This window comes from Thalassotalea loyana, assembly GCF_030161435.1.
Lineage (GTDB): Bacteria > Pseudomonadota > Gammaproteobacteria > Enterobacterales > Alteromonadaceae > Thalassotalea_G > Thalassotalea_G loyana.
This window is the reverse complement of the sequence record NZ_BSSV01000004.1, coordinates 170,593-192,043: the sequence shown is the minus strand read 5'-3', so window position 1 is coordinate 192,043 and position 21,451 is coordinate 170,593. Positions and strand designations below refer to the sequence as shown.

Annotated in this window: 15 protein-coding genes; 9 read left to right on the top strand and 6 right to left on the bottom strand. The window is 41.6% G+C overall.

Annotated features, from left to right (window positions below):
• Positions 1 to 36: 36 nt before the first annotated feature.
• The 3 genes from QQK05_RS10685 to QQK05_RS10675 all read left to right on the top strand — a co-directional run bounded on the left by QQK05_RS10685 (position 37) and on the right by QQK05_RS10675 (position 6,051).
• Positions 37 to 1,938 (top strand): alpha/beta hydrolase family protein, encoded by a 1,902-nt coding sequence (locus QQK05_RS10685; protein WP_284298403.1) that lies wholly within the window; start codon positions 37 to 39, stop codon positions 1,936 to 1,938.
• A gap of 371 nt (positions 1,939 to 2,309) precedes the next feature.
• Positions 2,310 to 5,561 (top strand): TonB-dependent receptor domain-containing protein, encoded by a 3,252-nt coding sequence (locus QQK05_RS10680; RefSeq protein WP_284298401.1) that lies wholly within the window; start codon positions 2,310 to 2,312, stop codon positions 5,559 to 5,561.
• A gap of 136 nt (positions 5,562 to 5,697) precedes the next feature.
• The gene (locus tag QQK05_RS10675; RefSeq protein WP_284298399.1) at positions 5,698 to 6,051 is read left to right on the top strand and encodes a hypothetical protein; all 354 of its coding nucleotides are present in this window, start codon (positions 5,698 to 5,700) and stop codon (positions 6,049 to 6,051) included.
• 86 nt (positions 6,052 to 6,137) lie between these two features.
• On the opposite strand, the gene QQK05_RS10670 is transcribed toward QQK05_RS10675, so the two are convergent.
• Complete coding sequence (locus tag QQK05_RS10670; RefSeq protein ID WP_284298397.1) at positions 6,138 to 8,951, bottom strand: bifunctional aconitate hydratase 2/2-methylisocitrate dehydratase; 2,814 nt, start codon at positions 8,949 to 8,951, stop codon at positions 6,138 to 6,140.
• Positions 8,952 to 9,398: 447 nt separating this feature from the next.
• On the opposite strand from QQK05_RS10670, the gene acnB reads away from it, so the two are divergent.
• Positions 9,399 to 11,987 carry a bifunctional aconitate hydratase 2/2-methylisocitrate dehydratase gene (gene acnB, locus QQK05_RS10665; RefSeq protein WP_284298395.1) on the top strand — a complete coding sequence of 863 codons (2,589 nt, stop codon included), beginning with the start codon at positions 9,399 to 9,401 and terminating at the stop codon, positions 11,985 to 11,987.
• Between the two features lie 162 nt (positions 11,988 to 12,149).
• Positions 12,150 to 13,940 (top strand): choice-of-anchor I family protein, encoded by a 1,791-nt coding sequence (locus QQK05_RS10660; RefSeq protein ID WP_284298393.1) that lies wholly within the window; start codon positions 12,150 to 12,152, stop codon positions 13,938 to 13,940.
• A gap of 64 nt (positions 13,941 to 14,004) precedes the next feature.
• On the opposite strand, the gene ccmE is transcribed toward QQK05_RS10660, so the two are convergent.
• Genes ccmE through ccmA form a run of 5 tightly spaced genes read right to left on the bottom strand, consistent with a single transcriptional unit; the run spans position 14,005 to position 16,808 of the window.
• Positions 14,005 to 14,490 (bottom strand): cytochrome c maturation protein CcmE, encoded by a 486-nt coding sequence (ccmE, locus tag QQK05_RS10655; protein WP_284298390.1) that lies wholly within the window; start codon positions 14,488 to 14,490, stop codon positions 14,005 to 14,007.
• An 18-nt stretch (positions 14,491 to 14,508) separates the two neighbouring features.
• Complete coding sequence (gene ccmD, locus QQK05_RS10650; protein WP_284298388.1) at positions 14,509 to 14,727, bottom strand: heme exporter protein CcmD; 219 nt, start codon at positions 14,725 to 14,727, stop codon at positions 14,509 to 14,511.
• A complete protein-coding gene (locus QQK05_RS10645; protein WP_284298386.1) occupies positions 14,727 to 15,470 on the bottom strand; it encodes a heme ABC transporter permease in 744 nt (247 codons plus the stop codon). The genes ccmD and QQK05_RS10645 overlap by 1 nt, the downstream gene beginning before the upstream one ends.
• Position 15,471: 1 nt before the next feature.
• Positions 15,472 to 16,161 (bottom strand): heme exporter protein CcmB, encoded by a 690-nt coding sequence (gene ccmB / locus QQK05_RS10640; RefSeq protein ID WP_284298384.1) that lies wholly within the window; start codon positions 16,159 to 16,161, stop codon positions 15,472 to 15,474.
• Positions 16,162 to 16,163: 2 nt separating this feature from the next.
• On the bottom strand, positions 16,164 to 16,808 hold the full coding sequence (ccmA, locus tag QQK05_RS10635) for a cytochrome c biogenesis heme-transporting ATPase CcmA (RefSeq protein WP_284298643.1): 645 nt from the start codon (positions 16,806 to 16,808) through the stop codon (positions 16,164 to 16,166).
• 305 nt (positions 16,809 to 17,113) lie between these two features.
• Here ccmA and QQK05_RS10630 point away from each other — a divergent pair, with 305 nt between their 5' ends.
• Genes QQK05_RS10630 through ccmI form a run of 4 tightly spaced genes read left to right on the top strand, consistent with a single transcriptional unit; the run spans position 17,114 to position 21,395 of the window.
• A complete protein-coding gene (locus QQK05_RS10630; protein WP_284298382.1) occupies positions 17,114 to 19,114 on the top strand; it encodes a heme lyase CcmF/NrfE family subunit in 2,001 nt (666 codons plus the stop codon).
• Positions 19,114 to 19,659: a DsbE family thiol:disulfide interchange protein gene (locus tag QQK05_RS10625; RefSeq protein WP_284298380.1), complete on the top strand. Its 546-nt coding sequence runs from the start codon at positions 19,114 to 19,116 to the stop codon at positions 19,657 to 19,659. Before QQK05_RS10630 ends, QQK05_RS10625 begins: the two co-directional genes overlap by 1 nt.
• Before the next feature lie 2 nt (positions 19,660 to 19,661).
• On the top strand, positions 19,662 to 20,117 hold the full coding sequence (locus QQK05_RS10620; RefSeq protein ID WP_284298378.1) for a cytochrome c-type biogenesis protein: 456 nt from the start codon (positions 19,662 to 19,664) through the stop codon (positions 20,115 to 20,117).
• Positions 20,118 to 20,123: 6 nt separating this feature from the next.
• A complete protein-coding gene (ccmI, locus tag QQK05_RS10615; RefSeq protein WP_284298376.1) occupies positions 20,124 to 21,395 on the top strand; it encodes a c-type cytochrome biogenesis protein CcmI in 1,272 nt (423 codons plus the stop codon).
• Positions 21,396 to 21,451: the final 56 nt, after the last annotated feature.

Here is a 21,451-nt window from a genome sequence, read left to right as displayed (position 1 = left end):
CCATTTATATATTTTGAAGAAAAAGTGAAGCAGGTTATGAAAAAAGTTTTTCATTTAATTTTAACTGCCGCTCTGTTATGTGGCACTTCAACTCAGGCATTAGCGACTTCAGCAGAAGAAGCAGTAGAAGCATTTTCTATTTTGCCCATGATACGCAGCGTGTCGGTTTCTCCTGATGGAAAACAACTCGCGATTGTAAGAGCAAGCACCAAAAATGGTGATTACTACATCGAAATTAGACAAACCAAAGACCTATCGAAAGAGCCAGTTAAATTAGGTGCAAGTAAAATGTTGGTCTCTGGTGTTAGTTGGTTAAACAACGAAAAAATTTCTGTCTCATTCAGACAAATTTTAAGAGATGGCGCCCGTAGTTATTGGGTAAACCAATTTGCGATTACCGATACTGATGGTAAAGGCGGCTGGTTAGTACCATTCCAAAGTAAAAAGAATATCCGTGGTTACAATATCATTGATTCTTTACCAAATAACCCGGATGAAGTACTTGTTGAAGTTGATATCAACAATAACTTTATCCCTGATGTTGTTCGTATGAACATCAAAACAGGCCGCACAAAAACCATCATGCGTGGTAACACTAAGCGAAGTGGCGGTTTCTCAGCGGATGCTGACGGTGAAATTAGAACCGCAACCGGTTGGAACGCGTCGGAAGGCACGATTGATTTATTCGCTAGAAAGAAAGGCGATGAAAACTGGCAATTAATTTTCCAAAACTCACCAAAAGATCGTGAGAATTTTGATTTTGTCGGATTTAACGATGAAAACCCAAATGAGATTTGGGTGAATGCTAACCGAGGTGAAAACACCACTGGCATATACTTATACAACTTGGAAACAAAGCAATACTCTGACCGTTTGTTTGGGTTAGAAAGTGTTGATGTTGGTGGCGTAATGTTTGACCGTTTTGGCAAGAGCTTAGGTTTTTCTTATACAACCAAACAGCCAAAACGTTACTTCTTAGACGCTGAAATGAAATCAATTTATCAAGGTATCGAAGACCTATTCAAAGGTGAATTCGTTTCTATTTCTAGCTACTCAGATGATTTAAACCAATTAGTTATTCGAACAGCGTCGGCAAAAAATCCAGGTACGTACTATTTATTAAGTTACCAACAAAAGCTTAATAAAATTGGTGACGTTTCACCACAAATCAAGCCTGAGATGTTGTCAAACGTTAAGTATATTTCATATAAAACTCGTGACGGCTTAAAACAAAAAGCCTATGTAACATTGCCTTCTACAGGTAAAGCACCATATCCAACAGTGGTTATGCCACATGGTGGCCCATGGTCTCGTGATGTAAACATTTATGACGAGTGGACGCAGTTACTTGCTAGCCAGGGTATCATGGTTATTCAACCTCAATTCAGGGGTTCTGAAGGCTACGGTATGAAGCACTGGAAAGACGGTGACAAAGAGTGGGGCCTTAAAATGCAAGATGATATGGACGACTCTGCGTTGTATCTTGTTAAGAAAGGTCTAGCGGACAAAGATAAACTAGCGATGTTCGGTTGGAGTTACGGTGGTTACTCTGCGTTTGTAGCATCACTTCGTGACAACAATATTTATCAATGTTCAATTGCTGGCGCAGGTGTAAGTAACTTAGACCGTATTAACTCTACGTTGAACGAAAGCCGTTTCTTACGTGAACTACAACGTCCAACAATTGAAGGCATTTCACCAGTTAACCACGTTGACAAAGTGAATATTCCAATTCTTGTTGTTCATGGTGATATCGACATTCGTGTGCCAGTCAAGCACAGTCGTGAATTTGTTGCTAAGCTGGAGAAGCTTAATAAAGATCACAAATATGTAGAATTGAAAGACGCTGATCACTTCTCAGATACATTATTCTACGATCACAAGAAAGAGTTTTATGGTGAGATGTTAAGCTGGTTTACCAACAAGTGTAACTTCTAATACTAATGAATCTTCTGTAAAAAAGCTGGCTGATGCCAGCTTTTTTGTTTTCTGCACCTCACATCTATTTATTTACCGCACATTTTTTTTATTCGTATATCCTTCTCTAAGTTTCATGATTTAGCTATTTAAAACAATGCTTTGCATTGGGTTTTGTTGTTATTTATGAAAGTTATCTCCAATTAATTGCTTAAAAATTGATAGTTTTTCTTGAAATTGTCTATTGTATACAATCTAATGTATACAGCTGATAACTTGTTATTAACATTTTGCTGTCGTTAATTGAAAGGAATCAGCCCTACGTCAAATAAATAGATAAATGCACTATGCGTGCAAAAAATAATAAAAATCGTTCAGGGAGTAATAACTATATGACCAAGTTAAACGATGTAGCTAAGGGCATAAGGCTAGCTATTGTGCTCGGTGCTGCGTGCAGTACAAACGCAATTGCAAACGCAGATGACGAGCAAGCTATCGCTGTACAAGCTGCTGCACAAGAAACTTCACAAGATTCAAATGACTTGTTAGAAGAAGAATCGGAGGAACGAATTGTCGTTACTGGTTCGCGTATCAGACGAAGTGAGTTTGATACTGCTTCACCCGTTCAAGTTATCAGTGGTGAAATCTCACGTGAAATGGGACTTTTTGATGCAACTGAAATGCTACAAAACACAAACCAAGCAGCTGGTAGTCAAATTGACAACTCATTCGGTGGCTATGTATTAGATAACGGTCCTGGTGCAGCGACAATTGGCTTTCGTGGTCTTGGCGCAGATCGCACGCTTGTGCTTATCAATGGCCGAAGAATGGCACCGGCTGGTGTGGGTGGTGCGCCTACCTCTCCAGATCTCAACTTGATACCTGCTGTAATGATTGAGCGTATCGAAAACTTGTATGATGGTGCTTCGACTGTTTATGGTTCGGATGCTGTTGCTGGTGTTGCCAACGTGATGCTAAGACAAGATGTTGAGGGTTTTGAACTTCAAGGTTCATACAATCAGCCTAAAGGAAACGGCGGCGAAGAAACTGTGCTGTCAGCAATGTGGGGTAAAACGAGTGATAATGGCTTCTTTACTATCGGTGCTGAATATTACGACCGAAAGCAGCAATCACTCGCAGACAACCCTTTCGTGAAAGGCTGTGAAGAGCGTATTTGGGAAACTCAACACGGTGATATATTAACGCGTAATAGCGGCTACGGCCCAACAGTTGATGGTGATGATACCTGTGATATCTTTCCATTAACTAACCGTATGTATATAGATAACGCATTTTGGGGGTCGGTATATAACACACCAGGTTTCACTAATACAGGTATTCCGGGCTGGAGTGACCACTTTGTACCATTCGATTTAGCAGGTTTATTACCTACATGGGTAACAGGTGATTCAGATGGTGATGGTATCCATGACACCGCGTTCCCTGATGCCGATGGAGATGGCTTTAAAGACTATGATTTGCAGGACCCAAGATATGCATTTCAACAGTCAGATTACTATAAATCCGGTGATTATCTAGGCAAAAATGAGCGAATCTCAGTTGTCGCTAATGGCGAATATAACTTCCAAGATGAAAATGACACGAGAGTATATTTTGATGCCTTATACGCACAACGTAATTCAGATCAATTCTCGCCTGGCTATCAAAACTTTGAATGGGTTCCACCAAATAACCCGTATAACCCATGTAACCCAGATGGTTTAAATGGTGTTGACTGTTACGGCGTTCTTGGTTTTGGTAATGACGGTGCTAAGTGGGTTCAACCTATCATTAACATCCGTGGCGATAGAGATAGCCACAAAGTGGACGTATCACAATATCGTTTAGTGACGGGAGTTACTGGTAACCTAACAGGATTAGAATCCGTTGGCTTAGAAAACTGGTATTACGATTTATACGCATCGTATAGCGGCTCGTCTGGTGAATACATTACGCGCGGTATTAATGAAGCAAACTTAGTTCACTCATTGAATACCTCAGTGTTAAATGATGATGGCTCAGTGACTTGTGGTAACGGCTCAGATGGTTGTGTGCCAGTAAACTTGTTTGCAGATAATATCTATCAAGTTGGTGGTGGTGAGTTAACACCAGCTGAATATGATTACTTGATGTCAGACCGTATTGCTGATACCGAAGTTAACCAATTAGTTGTTAACGGCTTTATTGGTGGTGACTTATTTACACTACCTTGGAATGACAACATTGTTAGTGGTATTTTCGGTATGGAATACCGCCGAGATGAAATTAAAACTAACAGTAACGATGTTGCGACCGAAGGCCTTTTATGGGGCTGGTTCTCAGATAAAGGAGCAAACGGTTCTCGTAATTTAAAAGAGGCATTTACTGAGATCGAACTACCATTGATTTCTGGTCAAACAGGCATTGAGGAATTGACGTTAACTGCATCAGGACGACTTTCTAAAGAGTCTTATTATGACACCGCTAGCACATATAGCCTTAAAGCGATTTATCGCCCTGTAGAATGGTTTACATTACGCGGTACTAAAGGTACATCGTATCGTGCACCAAACCTAAGAGAGCGCTTCTTAGAGGGCACAACTGGCTTTAACTCAGTGACTGACCCGTGTGTTGTTCCTGACTCTGCTCGTATTTCCGATCCACTAAACCCTGGTGCGCCGGATGTATATAATGCTGAAGAAGATACACGTAGTACTTCAGTCCTTGAAGCCTGTATTGCTGACAACCTTGATCCTACGTCACTGGGTTTAGGCCAAGATGGCACAGACAAGTTTACGTCGTCTAATAGTGCTGAGATTGTGTCTGGTGGTTCGACATTACTGACTGAAGAAACATCAACAGCGAAAACGTTTGGTTTTGTCTTTGAGCAACCGTTTAGTGAAGAGTTTGATTTAACATTCTCACTGACTCGTTTTGACATTGAGATCAAAAACTCAATCGCAGAACCAAGCGCTGCATACAGTGTTAACCAATGTTATTCAGCAGACGGTAACGACGCATTCTGTTCTCGATTAACACGTGATGAAGATGGCAAAATTAATTTTGTCGATGCAAGCTTCATCAATATTGGTTTAGAGACGTCAAAAGGCTTCGATTACAACATCTATTACGATCAAGACTTCCTTGTTGGCGAGCAAAACTTGAATGTAACGCTAGATATTCAAGCAACTCGAATGACAGAAGCGATTGTCGATGTTTTTGGCTCTGTTGATGATAACAAAGGTGAGCCGGAGTTCCCTGAGTGGAGAGCAAGTGCTCAATTGTCGTTCAAGTATGATGACTGGAGATTCACCTGGGGTACACGATTTATCGGTGCTGGTCGTGAAGACTGGTTAGACGATCCTGAAGATGGTGAGTTCATCGCCAATACTCGTGGTTGTCGAGGTTTATATAATGACGAAGCGCAAACAGACCCACTATTATGTCGTGAGAAAGCATTTACCGAAGATTACTTCTTACACAATGCATCTTTAAGCTACAGTAGCGGTGATTATCGTGTTGCAATTGGTGTACGTAACGTATTTAACGAAGCGCCACCAAAAGTTGATCCTAATGGCTCATTCTCAAACACCAATATTCCATTGGGTGTAGGGTATGACATTTTTGGACGTACGCCTTATATCAACTTCTCGGCGGTATTTTAATTTAGCATGATGTATAAAAATGGTGCCTTTGGGCACCATTTTTAATTAACCGCTTATACACTCTGGCTTCTCGTCAGTTAACTTTTTATAATCAAAACCAGCATCATGCTGGTTTTCTTTTATTTAGGAGCTGAAAATGAAGAAAGTTGTTGTTGGTATTCTCTTCACCGTTTTACTTTCATCTTGTAGCCAAACGATTACTCCATCGAATGGACAATCTCAGTGGGACTTTGATCACCAAGTTCAATTTAAACAGACTAAACTAGAAGATAATTATTATCATATTGAAGTCATCCCCAACTCCAATATTGGATTTGATCGACTTGCAACCTTTTTGATTCGTCGTTCATTGGATGTTTGTAATGCTTATGGCTTTAAGCTTGAGGTGCTAACAGGAGTGGAATCTTTTACTGATAGAAAGGCTCATCCAAACAAAATATTTGGCTCTTTAGCGGCTAATTTAGCGTGTCCAGTTAAACAGGATAACTAGGATTTACGAGATAAAAATTAACGATATTGTCGGCAACAAAAAAGGCTACCAGAGGTAGCCTTTTTTAGTTATTCGATAGAATAAACTTAGCTTGGATCTGCAATTTTCACTGCAACAGCGCCAGATGCTGGTACTGTCATCGCTTCCGTTGGTGGAGCGAAGCGTGTTAAATCGATACCTTCAACAGCCGCTGTGTACTCATCCATCGTCGGGAAACGACCTAAGATAGTTGAAAGTACAACTAATGGTGTTGAACCTAGTAAAGATTCACCTTTCTTCTCAGCGCTATCTGCTACAACACGGCCTTGGAATAGGCGAGTTGAAGTAGCAATAACTGTATCACCTGGTTCAGCTTTTTCTTGGTTACCCATACATAAGTTACAGCCTGGGCGCTCAAGGTATAAGATGTTTTCGTAAGTCTTACGAGCTTCACCTTTCGGGTTCTCATCATCGAATACGAAACCAGAGTACTTAGCTAAGATATCCCAATCACCTTCAGCTTTTAACTCGTCAACGATGTTGTACGTTGGTGGAGCAACAACTAATGGTGCGTTGAATTCAATTGAACCGTTTTGCTTCTCTAAGTTACGGAACATTTGCGCGATGATTTGCATGTCACCTTTGTGAACCATACAAGAACCAACGAAACCTAAATCTACAGGCTTGCCGTCGTAGTATGAAACAGGGCGAATTACGTCGTGCGTGTAACGCTTAGAAACGTCTTCGTTGTTTACGTCTGGGTCAGCAATCATTGGCTCAACGATTGTGTCTAAATCAACAACTACTTCTGCGTAGTACTTAGCGTTTTCATCTGGTGCTAATGCTGGTGTTTCACCAGACTTGATACCAGCGATACGCTCATCAGCTAACTTGATAAGACCTGCTAATGTTTGCGCTTCGTTATCCATACCTTTGTCGATCATGATTTGGATACGAGATTTCGCAAGCTCGATAGACTCAATTAATGTTTCATCGTTTGAGATACAAACAGACGCTTTCGCTTTCATTTCAGCTGACCAGTCAGTGAATGTGAACGCTTGGTCTGCTAATAAAGTACCAATGTGTACTTCGATTACGCGGCCTTGGAATACGTTTTCACCTTCGAACTGCTTAAGCATTTGCGCTTGAGTTGCGTGAACGATATCACGGAAGTCCATGTGATCAGCCATTTTACCTTTGAAGGTAACTTTTACTGATTCTGGAATTGGCATTGCAGACTCACCCGTTGCAAGTGCAATTGCTACTGTACCTGAGTCAGCACCGAACGCTACACCTTTAGACATACGCGTATGCGAGTCACCACCAATGATAATTGCACGGTCGTCAACTGTGATGTCATTCAATACTTTGTGAATAACGTCAGTCATAGAGTGGTAAACGCCTTTCGGGTCACGTGCTGTGATTACACCGAATGCGTTCATAAATGCCATTAGCTTAGGCGTGTTTGCTTTAGCTTTGCTATCCCATACTGAAGCCGTGTGACAACCTGATTGGAATGCACCGTCAACAAGTGGAGAAATCGTCGAAGCAGCCATCGCTTCTAATTCCTGACACGTCATAGGGCCAGTAGTGTCTTGAGAACCTACGATGTTTACTTTAACACGTACGTTAGAGCCAGCGTGTAATGGAGCATCTGATGCAACACCTACCGCGTTACGGTTGAAGATTTTCTCTACCGCTGTTAAGCCTTGGCCTTCGTGTGAAATTTCTTTAGCAGCAGCGTATACCACTGGTGCTTCAACACCTAGTGTCTCTGCAGCGAATGTTTGTAATTTCTTACCAAAAGTAACCGCGTAAGAACCACCAGCTTTCATGAATTCTTGCTTTTGTGGTGTAAATGCAGAAGCAACGTCAGCTACTTCTTCAGCGCCGTTGTATAACTTCTTAGCTTTCGTATCAATAGTTAAAACAGTACCTGTAGCTACAGAGTATGCTTCTTCTAATACCGGGTCACCGTTTGCATCAACAACTGTGTTACCGTTAGCGTCTACTTTCTTCACCCAGTTTTTAAGGTCAAGACCGATACCACCAGTTACGTCAACTGTCGTTAAGAAGATTGGTGCGATACCGTTAGTACCAGCAACAACAGGTGCGATGTTTACGAATGGAACGTACGGAGAAGCTTGTTCACCAGCCCAAAGTGCAACGTTGTTAACACCAGACATACGTGATGAACCAACACCCATTGTGCCTTTTTCAGCAACTAGCATTACTTTTTTGCCAGGGTGCTCTTTTTGAAGTGCAACGATTTCTTGTTGTGCTTCAGGCGTAATCATACATTGGCCGTGTAATTCACGGTCAGCACGAGAGTGAGACTGATGACCTGGAGATAATAAGTCAGTAGAGATATCACCCACACCTGCAACGTAAGTAACAACTTCTACTTTTTCTGCAACGTCAGGTAATTTTGTGAAGAATTCTGCGTTTGCGTAGCTTTCTAAAATATCTTTAGCAATCGTGTTGCCTGCTTTGTATGCATCAGCTAAGCGAGCAGTGTCAGCGTCGTATAAGAATACTTGCGTTTTTAAAACGTCAGCAGCTGGCGCCGAAACAGAAGCATCGTCGCTTAATGCAAGGTCAAGTAGTACTTCAATTGAAGGACCACCTTTCATGTGAGAAAGTAATTCAAACGCAAACTCTACTGAAATCTCAGCAACAGTTTCTTGGCCTAAGATAATTTCTTTCAAGAATTTTGCTTTAACGCCTGCTGCGCTAGTCGTACCAGGAAGCGTATTGTAGATGAAGAAGTTTAATGAATCTTCACGGTGCGCATTCGCTTGGTCTTTAATTTGCTCAATAATTTCCGCTAGTAAATCAGCGCTATCAATTGGCTTTGGTGCTAAACCAAGCTCTTCCTTGCGGGTTTTAATTTCCGCTAAATATTCTGAATAAAGGCTCATTCGATACTCTCTTTTATTTAAAACTACTAATAGGGGGTACTAGCAGTATGAAATGTGGCGCATATTCTACCTTATTTTTCCAAAACGAGTAATCATTTGCCTAAATAAGCACTATTCATGCGGATTATGAATGATAGAAGTTTTGGTGATAATGGTTATACCAGTTGTATGAGACTGCAGTTTTAGGGCGTTTTCTGAGTAGGAGTGGGGCGGACGTGTTCATTTTATTGTACTAAAGTTTGATTTTATCAAAGAAGATTATTCTTTATATTGATTCAAACAAGCTTAAATCGTTTTTAGCTAATGTATAGTTAGCTTGCTAATGCACGGATAACAGTGCAATGAAATAAGGTATTTACTTTCGCGCCTTGCTCAGGTTCGTCTATAAATACTATTTATACAATTATTAATGTGTATCAAACACGTCGTTCATGTAGGGTAAAAGACATGCTACAAGACTATCGCAAACACGTTGAAGAACGTGCAACAGAAGGTTTAGTACCTAAACCACTAGATGCTGAACAAGTGGCTCAATTAGTTGAGCTAATTAAAACACCACCTGCTGGTGAAGAAGAATTTATTTTAGATTTGCTGGTAAATCGCGTGCCGCCTGGCGTTGATGATGCAGCTTATGTTAAAGCAGGTTTTCTAGCTGCTATTGCTAAAGGAGAGACAAATTCTCCGGTTCTTGATGCAACACGCGCCACTGAATTGTTAGGAACAATGCTAGGTGGTTATAACATTCAACCTATGATTGATTTGTTGGATGATGCAAAGTTATCTGAAACAGCTGCAGCTGGCTTAAAGAATACGTTATTAATGTTTGATGCTTTTTATGATGTTAAAGAAAAAGCCGATGCAGGTAACCAAGCTGCCAAAGATGTAATGACATCTTGGGCTAACGCAGAATGGTTTACGTCGCGAGATGCTGTTAGTGAAAAAATTACGGTTAAAGTTTTTAAAGTGACGGGTGAAACGAATACCGACGATCTTTCCCCTGCGCCTGATGCATGGTCACGTCCTGATATTCCGGTTCATGCCAAAGCTATGTTAAAAATGGCACGCGAAGGCATTACTCCTGATGAGCCCGGTGTTGTAGGTCCAATTAAACAAATTCAAACATTACAAGAAGATGGTATTCCTCTCGCATATGTGGGTGATGTTGTTGGTACTGGTTCAAGTCGAAAATCAGCGACTAACTCAGTGTTGTGGTTTATGGGAGAGGACATTCCATATATTCCAAATAAGCGAACAGGTGGCGTATGTTTAGGTGGTAAAATTGCGCCAATTTTTTACAACACCATGGAAGACTCGGGCGCTTTACCTATTGAGCTCGACGTGCAGAAAATGGATATGGGGGACGTAATCGACATTTACCCATATGAAGGCGTTGTTAAAAAAGGGAATGACGTTATTTCAACCTTTGAGTTGAGTCCAGTGTTATTAGACGAAGTGCGAGCAGGCGGTCGTATTCCACTCATTATTGGTCGTGGTTTAACGGGGCGTGCGCGCGAAGCGTTAGGGCTAGGAGAAACGGATCTATTTGCTAAACCTGTAGATGCAACAGATTCAGGTAAAGGCTACACGCTAGCTCAAAAAATGGTGGGTAAAGCGTGCGGTGTTGAAGGTGTTCGTGCCGGTCAATACTGCGAGCCTAAAATGACGACCGTAGGCTCACAAGATACCACTGGGCCTATGACACGCGATGAGTTGAAAGATTTAGCGTGTTTAGGGTTTTCAGCAGATTTAACCATGCAGTCTTTCTGTCATACTTCTGCTTATCCAAAACCTGTCGATGTTCATACTCATCACACTTTACCTGATTTTATGATGAATCGTGGTGGTGTTTCACTGCGCCCTGGTGATGGTGTTATTCACTCATGGTTAAACCGCATGTTATTGCCTGATACTGTAGGGACTGGTGGTGACTCTCATACACGCTTCCCATTGGGGATTTCATTTCCCGCGGGCTCAGGCCTTGTCGCCTTTGCTGCGGCAACAGGTGTTATGCCATTGGATATGCCTGAATCTGTACTTGTTCGCTTTAAAGGCGAAATGCAACCAGGAATAACCCTGCGAGACCTTGTTCATGCGATACCGTATTACGGAATTAAAGCAGGTATCTTAACCGTTGAAAAAGCAGGAAAAGTCAACGAGTTCTCTGGCCGAGTGCTAGAAATTGAAGGCCTAACTGGTTTAACGGTAGAGCAAGCATTTGAGTTATCTGATGCGTCTGCTGAACGTAGCGCAGCCGGCTGTACCATTAAGCTCGAAGAAGATGCCGTTAAAGAATACCTTGAGTCTAACATTGTTATGCTTAAGTGGATGATCAGTGAAGGATATGGTGATGTGCGCACAATAGAGCGCCGCATTCAATCGATGGAAAATTGGTTAGCTAATCCATCATTGATGGAAGCTGATAAAGATGCAGAATATGCGCACGTGCTTGAAATTGATCTAAACGACATCAAAGAGCCAATTGTATGTTGTCCAAATGACCCTGATGATGCTCGTTTATTATCTGAAGTTGCTGGAGATAAAGTTGACGAAGTGTTTATCGGTTCATGTATGACTAATATCGGTCACTTCCGTGCTGCGGGCAAGTTGTTGGAAAATTATGGTGGTGTACTGAGCACCCGCATGTGGGTGGCACCGCCAACGAAAATGGACCGCGATCAGTTAACCGAAGAAGGTTACTACTTTACCTTTGGTAAAGCGGGCGTGAGAATAGAGACACCTGGCTGTTCATTGTGTATGGGTAACCAAGCACGTGTGGCTGAAAACTCGACCGTGCTGTCTACTTCAACACGTAATTTTCCAAATCGTCTAGGCACTGGAGCGAATGTCTATCTGACCTCTGCTGAACTAGCAGCAGCTGGCGCTATTTTAGGTAAGCTGCCAACGCCAGCGGAATATATGGAATATGCAAAAACGATTGATGCAACAGCTGCCGATACCTATCGTTACTTGAATTTCCACAAAATGGAGCAATATACTAAAAAAGCAGGTACTGTCATTATTCAAGAGCCAGCTTAAGCAAGCTATTTGCTTAAATAAATGAAAAAGGTCGGCATATACCGGCCTTCTTTTTTGTCAAAAATATGTAACCTGTCAGTCAAAAAACCTTCCTTTTCAAGTCACTAAAAATTCATATTTGCTCTCTAAGCTTTGTCCAATTTCTTTTAACTGGACAGAAAAATGAAAAAAACAAAAATTGCGCTAATGCTTTCTGCCACCCTTGCTCTTGGTGGTTGCTTTTCGGATGGTGACGACGGTGCGGCAGGTGCTACTGGACCGCAAGGCCCACAAGGTGAACAAGGTATCCCAGGCGATAAAGCGCCAATTGGTATTGATGTATCCATGGTTGGTCGAGCGGTACTTAATGCAGAAGATGCCGAGGGTGCAGCAGAAATCGTTAGCTATCAGTTATCTAAAAATTGGTTATATGCAATCAATAGTTCTACAGCGTCTCCTACCGTTAATATTATTGACTTAACCGATGTGAATGCTGATGAGTTAACGGCTGACGATGAAGGTGTTATTACAAATACCAATCTAGATGTAGCCATTACGCTTGATGTATCTTCAAATACGCCAGGCGATGCTAATAGCATTGCGATTAATAATACGTTTGAAATTTTAGCGGTTGCGATGGCTGCGGATGAGACGGGCACTAAGGGCATGATCGCTTTCTATGATATTGCTGGCGCTCAACCTGCTTTCATTAAGAATGTTGAAGTTGGCTACTTGCCAGATGCCGTAGCATTCTCTCCGAACGGTCGTAAAGTTGTCGTTGCTAACGAAGGTGAGCCATCAGGTGATTATACTGTCGATCCAGAGGGCAGTATTTCGATCATTGAGTTAGATGAAAATGGTGTTATTGCTAATTCTGCATCTCACATTACCTTTGAGTCTTTTAATATGTCGCAAGCTGCACTTGAAGCGCAAGGTATTAAGTTCACAAACCCTACTGGTCGAACAATCAAAGGTCAGTTGCTCGATATTACGGTAGCAATGGACTTAGAGCCAGAGTATGTGACTATTTCGGCTGACAACAAAACAGCATTTGTTAGCTTACAAGAAAACAATGGCATTGCGATTGTTGATATCGAATCAGAAACTGTTGAGATTAAAGGCCTAGGCTTCAAAGACTGGAGTGTTTATGGCTTAGATGCTTCTGATAAAGATGATGCGGTAAATATTCGTTCATACCCAAATTTAATGGGGTTATATCAACCTGATACTGTTGCGACATTTAATTGGCAAGGTGCTGATTTTGTGATCACAGCCAATGAAGGTGATGGTCGCGAATACTTCTTTGATTCAGCTGACGAGGCAAGCTGTTTAGTAGATGGTGGTTTAGAGTACGATGAAGATGATGGCTGTTTATCTTACATTGATGAGATTCGCGCTGAAGATCTGACGCTTGGTGAAGCATTTGATAGCATCAATAACGATGATAGTGATTTAGGACGTTTAAAAGTCATTGCACCGTTGGGTGATGATGATAACGATGGTACACATGAAGCACTTTACACCTATGGTGGTCGCTCGTTCTCAATTTTTGATCAAAACGGTAATTTAGTATTTGATTCAGGCGACGACATGGAGCGTATTACGGCATCGATTCATGGCGCGAGCTTTAACAATGATGAAGATGAAAACAAAGGCGACACACGTTCAGACGCAAAAGGTCCAGAACCGGAAGCATTAGCGGTTGGTGAAGTAGGCGGTAAGCGTTATGCATTCATCGGTTTAGAGCGTATGGCGGGTATTATGGTGTACGACATTACTAACCCTTATGATGTGAACTTTGTTGATTATTTTATTAACCGAGGTTTGAACGAAGACCAAGAAATCACAGGTGATTTAGCACCTGAAGGTATGGCGTTCATTAAAGCGGAAGATAGCCCTACAAATGAAGCGTTATTGGTTATTGGTAATGAAATTAGCGGTAGCGTGAGCGTTTGGCAAATTAACCAAAAATAAGTTACGCAAAACAAAAAGGGCTACGTTGCATTACGTAGCCCTTTTTTCTTGGGTTAATTTATTATTAATACTGAGGCTTAGAATGTGCTTTACCTGCTTCTTCAGCAAGCTCTTTAGGCATATAGTTCTCATCATGCTTAGCGAGAACTTCGCTGGCATTAATAACAAAGCCTTCAGCTAATGTACCGTTAGCGACAATACCTTGCCCTTCACGAAAAAGGTCCGGCAAAATACCATCATATTTAACTGTTACTGTCGGGTCACCTTCATTAAAGGCGATAGGCATACGCATATCAGCTAACTTAAAACTCACCTTTAAACTTGCTTCATCACGCTTAACACTGCCTGGCACCACCAGCCCACCAATACGGATACGTTGGCCAATTTGCGCCTTCATACCTGTGTCTTCTTTGCCTTGATGGATTTCGGATGGCTTAAAGAATAAATCGATATTTTGACTTAACGCGTACAGCACTAAACCAGCAACGACACTCAAACCAATGAGGACAGATAAAATAATAGTTAAGCGTTTTTTTCTTCTCGGGTTCATCTCTTTACCTTGGATAGACTAAGTTGATTCTGACAGCTCTTTTTGTTGTTGAGCTGCTCTTTTTAACTTTTCTTGGCGAATATGTTGTTTGGCAATACGCTGTTTCACGCTTTTGTGACTCGTTAAGCTGTTAAAGACCAAACCGGCAAGTAGCAAAAATGCCAAACCAAATGACAGCCAGACGTAAAAGCCGTAACCGCCCATATTTAAGAACTCTGCAAATGATGAAAACTGCATTATTTGCTCTCCTCTTGCACTAACTGCTTGACCCAAGGGCGCATGCTGTTTCTGCTTAAAATTTCTGTTTTAAAACGAACACAGGTAACCGCTGCCACAAAAAATGCAAACCCAAAGAAGCACATAACAAATGGCCAGTACATATCCATGCTCATTGCGGGTGCGTCAAGGCGAGATACCGTTGCGCCTTGATGTAATGTATTCCACCATTCAACTGAATACTTGATAATAGGGATGTTAATGACACCAACAATAGCCAAGATTCCTGCTGCTTTGCCCGCAAGCGCTTTGTCGTCAAAGGCATTGTGCAAAGCAATAACGCCAAGATATAAGAAGAGTAATATTAGCTCCGACGTTAGTCGCGCGTCCCATACCCACCATGTGCCCCACATAGGTTTACCCCATGCGGCACCGGTAATTAACGCAATTGCGGTAAATACTGCACCAATAGGGGCGAGTGCTGCGGTTGTTGCGTCAGCTAACTTGAGCTGCCATACCAGGCCACAAAATGCTGCTATCGCCATCCCAACATAAATACTCATTGATAATATGGCTGAAGGCACATGAATGTAGAAAATACGAAAACTCTCACCTTGTTGGTAGTCTGCTGGCGCAAATAATAGTGCCCAAATTAGACCGACTGACAATAATAAAATACTTAGCCAAGTAAACCACGGAGTTAACTTACCAGTGAAGTGATAAGTGGTTTCTGGGTTCGCGTATGGGTGTAACCATTTCCACATTTTAGTTAGTACTCACTTTTAATGCCGCGCTCACTGCAAATGGCGCAAGGGTGAATGATGTAAAAAATAATGCGCCGATTATAGCAATTTGCCCTGAGTAAGGTAAATTCATCGCCGCGGTGTCAATTGCACTGGTGGCAAATATTAACACGGGAATATACAAGGGGAGTACGATCAAGCTCAATAAAACCCCACCTTTTTTTATTCCTACGGTTAATGCTACGCCAATCGCACCAATAAAGCTCAATACCGGAGTGCCAATAAGCAGTGTAAGCATTAATGCGCCATAGCTATTTTCATTTAGATGTAGCAATACAGCGAGTAATGGTGCAATGAAAATAAGCGGTAAGCCAGTAATCAACCAATGAGCGACGATTTTAGCAAGCACAATGACAAACAATGGCTGAGGCAATAGCATCATTTGTTCGAGTGAGCCATCGGCGTGGTCTGCTTTAAATAACCTATCGAGTGATAGAAGTGTTGCTAATAAAGCTGCGACCCAAATAATGCCGGGAGCAATTCGGCTGAGTGTATTAGCCTCTGGGCCAATACCTAATGGAAACAGTGTAACAACGATGATAAAGAAAAGTATTGGATTAAAAATATCATCTTTGTGACGCAAGGCAATGGTTAAATCACGTTTGAGCATTAACATGAATGCTTGGCTGTAAGATGGAAAGTTACTATTCATGATTACACCAGCTGGTAGGCAAGTTCGATTGTCTTGATGCGCGAAGCATCAATCGATAAGTCTTGGTGTGTCGTTAAAATAACACAGCCTCCGTTATCGGCGTGTTCGATAAACAGGTTTTCTAAATTCTTCACGCCTTGTTTATCAATTGCCGTGAACGGCTCGTCCAGAATCCAAATCGGTTTTGGACACTGCCATAATCTTGCTAAGGCGATACGACGATGTTGGCCTGCACTTAAATGAGAGGCAAGCGCATCTTCAAAGCCTAACAAATTTACATTTGCTAACGTATTTTCTGCTTCAGAGGCTTGTTGACCGTGCATTGCCAGATAAAACTCAAGGTTTTCTTGTGCACTCATTTCACCTTTAACACCAGCTAAATGCCCGATATACGTTAGGTTTTGATTGTATAGCTCAATATTTTTGCTTAACGGTGTGTTTTTATATAACACCTCGCCCTCATATGGCTGAGAAAGGCCGGCTAAAATTCGTAATAGGCTTGTTTTTCCGGCGCCGTTTGGTCCAGCAATTTGAACTATATCGCCCGCATCAAACTGACAACTAAGCTCTTCAAATAAAATGCGATCTTCGCGAATGCAGGTTAACTTTTCTGCATGTAATAATGCGTTAGAATTAGACAAGGCAATCTCTACTAAAGTTTTGCTTTTACCAGTTGAAAATAAACTGGGTAAATTTTAACCTAAAAATTATAATAATGGTCGCTATCATACACTAAGAAACAGGTTGATTCATGAGCTTTTGTGCAACAAAAGATGTCCCTGCGAAGTTTCCTTCGTGTCAGACGCTATCATGGCAAAAAATAAATTATTTCATTTTGTTTCAAATCAAGGCTTTCACTATTCACTCGATAATAAAGTCTTTATAATCGACGAAATATGTTTTTTGTACGTATAAAAAACAAAAATAGCTTTCGTATTGCTTGGAGTACTAAATGTTACCTGAACTAGGTCACTTTTCTTTAATCATTGCTACGGCGTTTGCCTTATGCTTGAGTATTGTTCCTGCTATCGGGATTTTTACTCAGCATGACAAGTTAACTGCTTATGCTAAGCCACTTACGTTTGGCATGTTCATCTTTACCGCAATCAGTTTGTTTATCCTAGCTTATAGCTTCGTACTAGATGATTTCTCTGTTAAATATATCGCGGGCCACTCAAATAGCTTACTGCCTTACTATTTTAAAATTAGTGCGGTGTGGGGTGGTCACGAAGGGTCATTGCTACTATGGGTATTTTCATTAACCGCTTGGACGATGGCTGTTGCTAAGTTTAGCAAAGGTATTGATGAAGGCTTTATTGCTCGCGTATTAGTTGTACTTGGTCTTGTTTCACTTGGCTTCATGATTTTTACCTTATTAACGTCAAATCCTTTTGAACGTTTGTGGCCAATCGTGCCAAGTGAAGGTCGCGATTTAAATCCATTACTTCAAGATATCGGCTTGATTATCCATCCTCCTATGCTTTATATGGGCTATGTTGGTTTTAGTGTTGCTTTCGCTTTTGCGGTTGCCGCACTATGGTGTGGAAAATTAGATGCAGCTTGGGCTCGTTGGTCTCGACCGTGGACCGTTGGCGCATGGATTTTCCTAACACTGGGTATTGCATTAGGTTCTTGGTGGGCATATTACGAACTTGGCTGGGGTGGCTGGTGGTTCTGGGACCCAGTTGAAAATGCATCATTCATGCCTTGGTTAGTTGGTACCGCACTTATTCACTCTTTAGCGGTAACCGAAAAGCGTGGTACATTCAGAAACTGGACCGTGTTACTCGCTATCTTTGCTTTTAGTTTGAGTTTGCTAGGTACATTCTTAGTCCGTTCTGGCGTGATTACATCTGTTCACTCATTTGCCGCTGACCCGACTCGTGGTGCGTTCATCCTTGTGTTATTAGCGATTGCGATGGGTGGTTCATTAACACTTTATGCGTTCAGGGCAAGCAATGTTCAAAGCTATAGTCGCTTCTCGTTTTACTCGAGAGAAACAGCATTATTGGTTGGTAATATCATTTTAGTGACGTCGTGTATCACTGTTTTACTTGGAACACTTTATCCACTATTTATTGATGCATTAGGGCTCGGCAAGATTTCGGTAGGTCCTCCTTATTTTAATGCCGTATTCGTACCATTAATGGCATTGCTATTTATCGTGATGGGTATTGGGCCATTAATTCGTTGGAAGCGAGCTAAAAAGGGTGAGTTAAGAAAACACATCACTGTTCAATCGGTTGTTTCTATCGTTTTTGGTTTGGCATTTCCAGTGTTATACGGCGGAGAGTTCGATGCGTTAGTTGCCATGGGGATGGCACTTGCAATGTGGGTCGCCTTAGTTGTGTTGAAAGATTTTTACAATCAACTTAGGAGCAATCACAAAATTAGTTTAAGCCAGTTAGGTATGACGACTGCTCACTTGGGTATTGCTATCACAGTCGTTGGCGTGACATTAGTGTCTACTTATGAAAATGAAGTTAACGTTCGAATGAGCCAAGGTGATACGGTTAATGTTTCGGGTTATGACGTAACGTTTAACGGTGTTATTCCTGTCAAAGGCCCTAATTACAGTGCCGAACAGGGGCAACTAGAAATATCGAAAGACGGTGAGTTTTTAAGTCTATTGAAGCCAGAACGCAGGACATATCTGGTACAAACCATGGGAATGACTGAAGCGGGTATCGATCCTGGTTTCTTCACTGATGTTTATGTGGCGCTAGGTGATCCGCTCTCAGGTGGCGCTTGGGCTATTCGAGTGCATATCAAACCGTTTGTTCGCTGGATTTGGCTTGGCGCAATCTTTATGGGCTTAGGTGGTCTATTTGCAATGTTGGATAAACGATATCGCCGCAAGAAAGCACCTCATGCAAAAGAGATAAAACTCAAGCCGTCAAATAAACCGATGGCAACACCGGCATCAACAGCAACAGAATCAGGTAATGCGTAATGAATAAAGTCATTCGATTTATTCCGTTAATTCTTTTCGTTTTATTAGCGGTGGTGTTATATCGCGGTCTTTCACTTAACCCTGAAAAGTTGCCGTCAGCGTTGATTGGTAAACCTATGCCTGTATTCACGCTAACGAAGCTAAAAGATCAAAATACCATGCTAACGGCGCAAGATTTAACAGGCGATATTGTTCTTGTTAACGTATGGGCGACTTGGTGCCCGTCTTGCCGCTATGAACACCCATACCTTTTGGACTTAGCAAAAAGTGATCGTATAAAACTTTATGGCCTTAACTATAAAGACGAACGCGATTTAGCGGTTCAATGGTTAAATCAATTAGGTGACCCATATGAGTTCTCGATTTTTGATGAAATGGGTCGCCTTGGTTTGGATTTAGGTGTTTATGCTGCACCTGAAACCTTCGTTATTGATCATCAAGGCATCATTAGAAAACGCTTTGCTGGTCCTATCGATGCCAAAGTATGGCAAGAAGAATTCGAACCGTTAATTAGTCAAATTGAAGCTGAAAAAGCGAAAGGATAGACATGAGATTTCTTACCTTAATTATTTCTCTATTTTGGTTAGCAAGTATTCAAGCGAGTCCAATTGACACTTATGAATTTCGAAATGAAGTCGACAAAACACGATATCAAGCACTCGTGAAAGAACTTCGCTGTCCTAAGTGTCAGAATCAAAATTTAGCAGATTCAAATTCACAAATCGCAGTCGATTTACGTGAACAAGTTTATGTCATGATCAATGAAGGGAAATCGGATAAAGAGATTGTTGACTACATGGTTGCTCGTTACGGTGATTTTGTGTTGTATCGTCCGAAAGTTAATGAGATGACTTATATTTTGTGGTTCGGCCCAGCGGTTATTTTGTTAATTGGCGTCTTGGTTGTTGTGATGATTTTACGTAAAAAAGCATCACCACAAGCCGACAAACCGATGAGCGCAGAACAAAAACAGCAACTAGCAGACATTTTAAAAGAAGAATAATTAGTTATGAGTACAGTAATTACCCTTGTTGTCTTACTTTTACTTGTCTTGGTAATTGTATGGCTACACTTTTTTAGACAACAACAAGTCGATGGTTTTGATCAAAACGTTCGTGATGATACCAATGTTAAGCTTTATCACGAGCACAAAGCGGAAATCGAAGCTGACTTTGCACAAGGTAAAATAGACCAGGAAAACTACGACTATTTAACACAAGAGCTTGATCAAAGTTTGTTGCAAGACGTGCAAGAAAATCAGCAACATGAAGAGGTTTTCGAGCAAAAGTCTCTATCAATCATTTGGCCGGTAAGTATTAGTCTATTTGTTTTGATTTTCAGTTTTGCGTTGTATGACAAGATTGGTGCGTTTGAGCAATTATCTCAACCCCAGCAAATGTCACAGCAAGATCAATTTGCACAAGAAGAAGCTGCGCGACAGCAGGAAACACTTTCTCGCGTTGCTGATTTACGAGAACAGATTAGTCAAAACCCTAATAATGCAGATACTTGGTATTCCCTTGGTCAAGCATTGGTGGGTGTGGGCGACTTTAATGGCGCGATTGCTGCTTTTGCAAAGGTTGAAGAGATTGATGGCCCACATGCCGATATTTATGGTGCGATGGCGCAAGCGACCTATTACCGTGAAAATCAAGAAATTACACCTGCTGTACAAGCCTTAATTGACAAAGCATTAGCGTTAGATCCATTAGACCCATCAACAAACATTATGCTGGGGATGGATAGCTTTATGAACCAAGAATATGCTAAAGCTATCCAATACTGGCAACCTGTCATTGACAGTGGTCGAAGCAATGTTAATGCACAAGCATTACAAGAAGCGGTTAACGAAGCTAAGAACCGCCTCTCGCTAACAGGAGGGGAGGTGAATGACGCTGAGCAAACCCCGGTTGTAGGCCCTGAGTTAACGCTAGAAGTTAGCATAGGTGAAGCGGCTATGGCAGAGCTGATCCAGCAAGAAGATAGAGCCGTATTTATTTACGCTATTGCCAGTGACGGACCTAAAATGCCTATCGCGGCTGTTAAAGTGTTCGCGAGTGATTTACCTGCAACGATCGTATTAAACGACTCTCAAGCAATGATGCCTCAAATGAAGCTTAGTATGTTTGAAAAAGTGCATGTATTCGCGGTAATTTCACAAGACGGAACACCAGGTGTTAAACCAGGTGACTACCAAGCTGTCGTGCGTGATATTCAAGTAGCATCAGGCGAGCCGCTTGACGTTATCATTGATGAGAAAGTTACGGATAGCGTTGAATAATAACTATTAAGGAATTGAAGATGAAGTTTTCAGCCATCAACAAAGCGATAGCGGCA

What these genes read in the sequence shown, in the direction of transcription:
- QQK05_RS10685 (WP_284298403.1), top strand. Translation starts at nt 37, where the DNA reads ATGAAAAAAGTTTTTCATTTAATTTTAACTGCCGCTCTGTTATGTGGC.
- QQK05_RS10680 (WP_284298401.1), top strand. Translation starts at nt 2,310, where the DNA reads ATGACCAAGTTAAACGATGTAGCTAAGGGCATAAGGCTAGCTATTGTG.
- QQK05_RS10675 (WP_284298399.1), top strand. Translation starts at nt 5,698, where the DNA reads ATGAAGAAAGTTGTTGTTGGTATTCTCTTCACCGTTTTACTTTCATCT.
- QQK05_RS10670 (WP_284298397.1), bottom strand. Translation starts at nt 8,951, where the DNA reads ATGAGCCTTTATTCAGAATATTTAGCGGAAATTAAAACCCGCAAGGAA.
- acnB (WP_284298395.1), top strand. Translation starts at nt 9,399, where the DNA reads ATGCTACAAGACTATCGCAAACACGTTGAAGAACGTGCAACAGAAGGT.
- QQK05_RS10660 (WP_284298393.1), top strand. Translation starts at nt 12,150, where the DNA reads ATGAAAAAAACAAAAATTGCGCTAATGCTTTCTGCCACCCTTGCTCTT.
- ccmE (WP_284298390.1), bottom strand. Translation starts at nt 14,490, where the DNA reads ATGAACCCGAGAAGAAAAAAACGCTTAACTATTATTTTATCTGTCCTC.
- ccmD (WP_284298388.1), bottom strand. Translation starts at nt 14,727, where the DNA reads ATGCAGTTTTCATCATTTGCAGAGTTCTTAAATATGGGCGGTTACGGC.
- QQK05_RS10645 (WP_284298386.1), bottom strand. Translation starts at nt 15,470, where the DNA reads ATGTGGAAATGGTTACACCCATACGCGAACCCAGAAACCACTTATCAC.
- ccmB (WP_284298384.1), bottom strand. Translation starts at nt 16,161, where the DNA reads ATGAATAGTAACTTTCCATCTTACAGCCAAGCATTCATGTTAATGCTC.
- QQK05_RS10630 (WP_284298382.1), top strand. Translation starts at nt 17,114, where the DNA reads ATGTTACCTGAACTAGGTCACTTTTCTTTAATCATTGCTACGGCGTTT.
- QQK05_RS10625 (WP_284298380.1), top strand. Translation starts at nt 19,114, where the DNA reads ATGAATAAAGTCATTCGATTTATTCCGTTAATTCTTTTCGTTTTATTA.
- QQK05_RS10620 (WP_284298378.1), top strand. Translation starts at nt 19,662, where the DNA reads ATGAGATTTCTTACCTTAATTATTTCTCTATTTTGGTTAGCAAGTATT.
- ccmI (WP_284298376.1), top strand. Translation starts at nt 20,124, where the DNA reads ATGAGTACAGTAATTACCCTTGTTGTCTTACTTTTACTTGTCTTGGTA.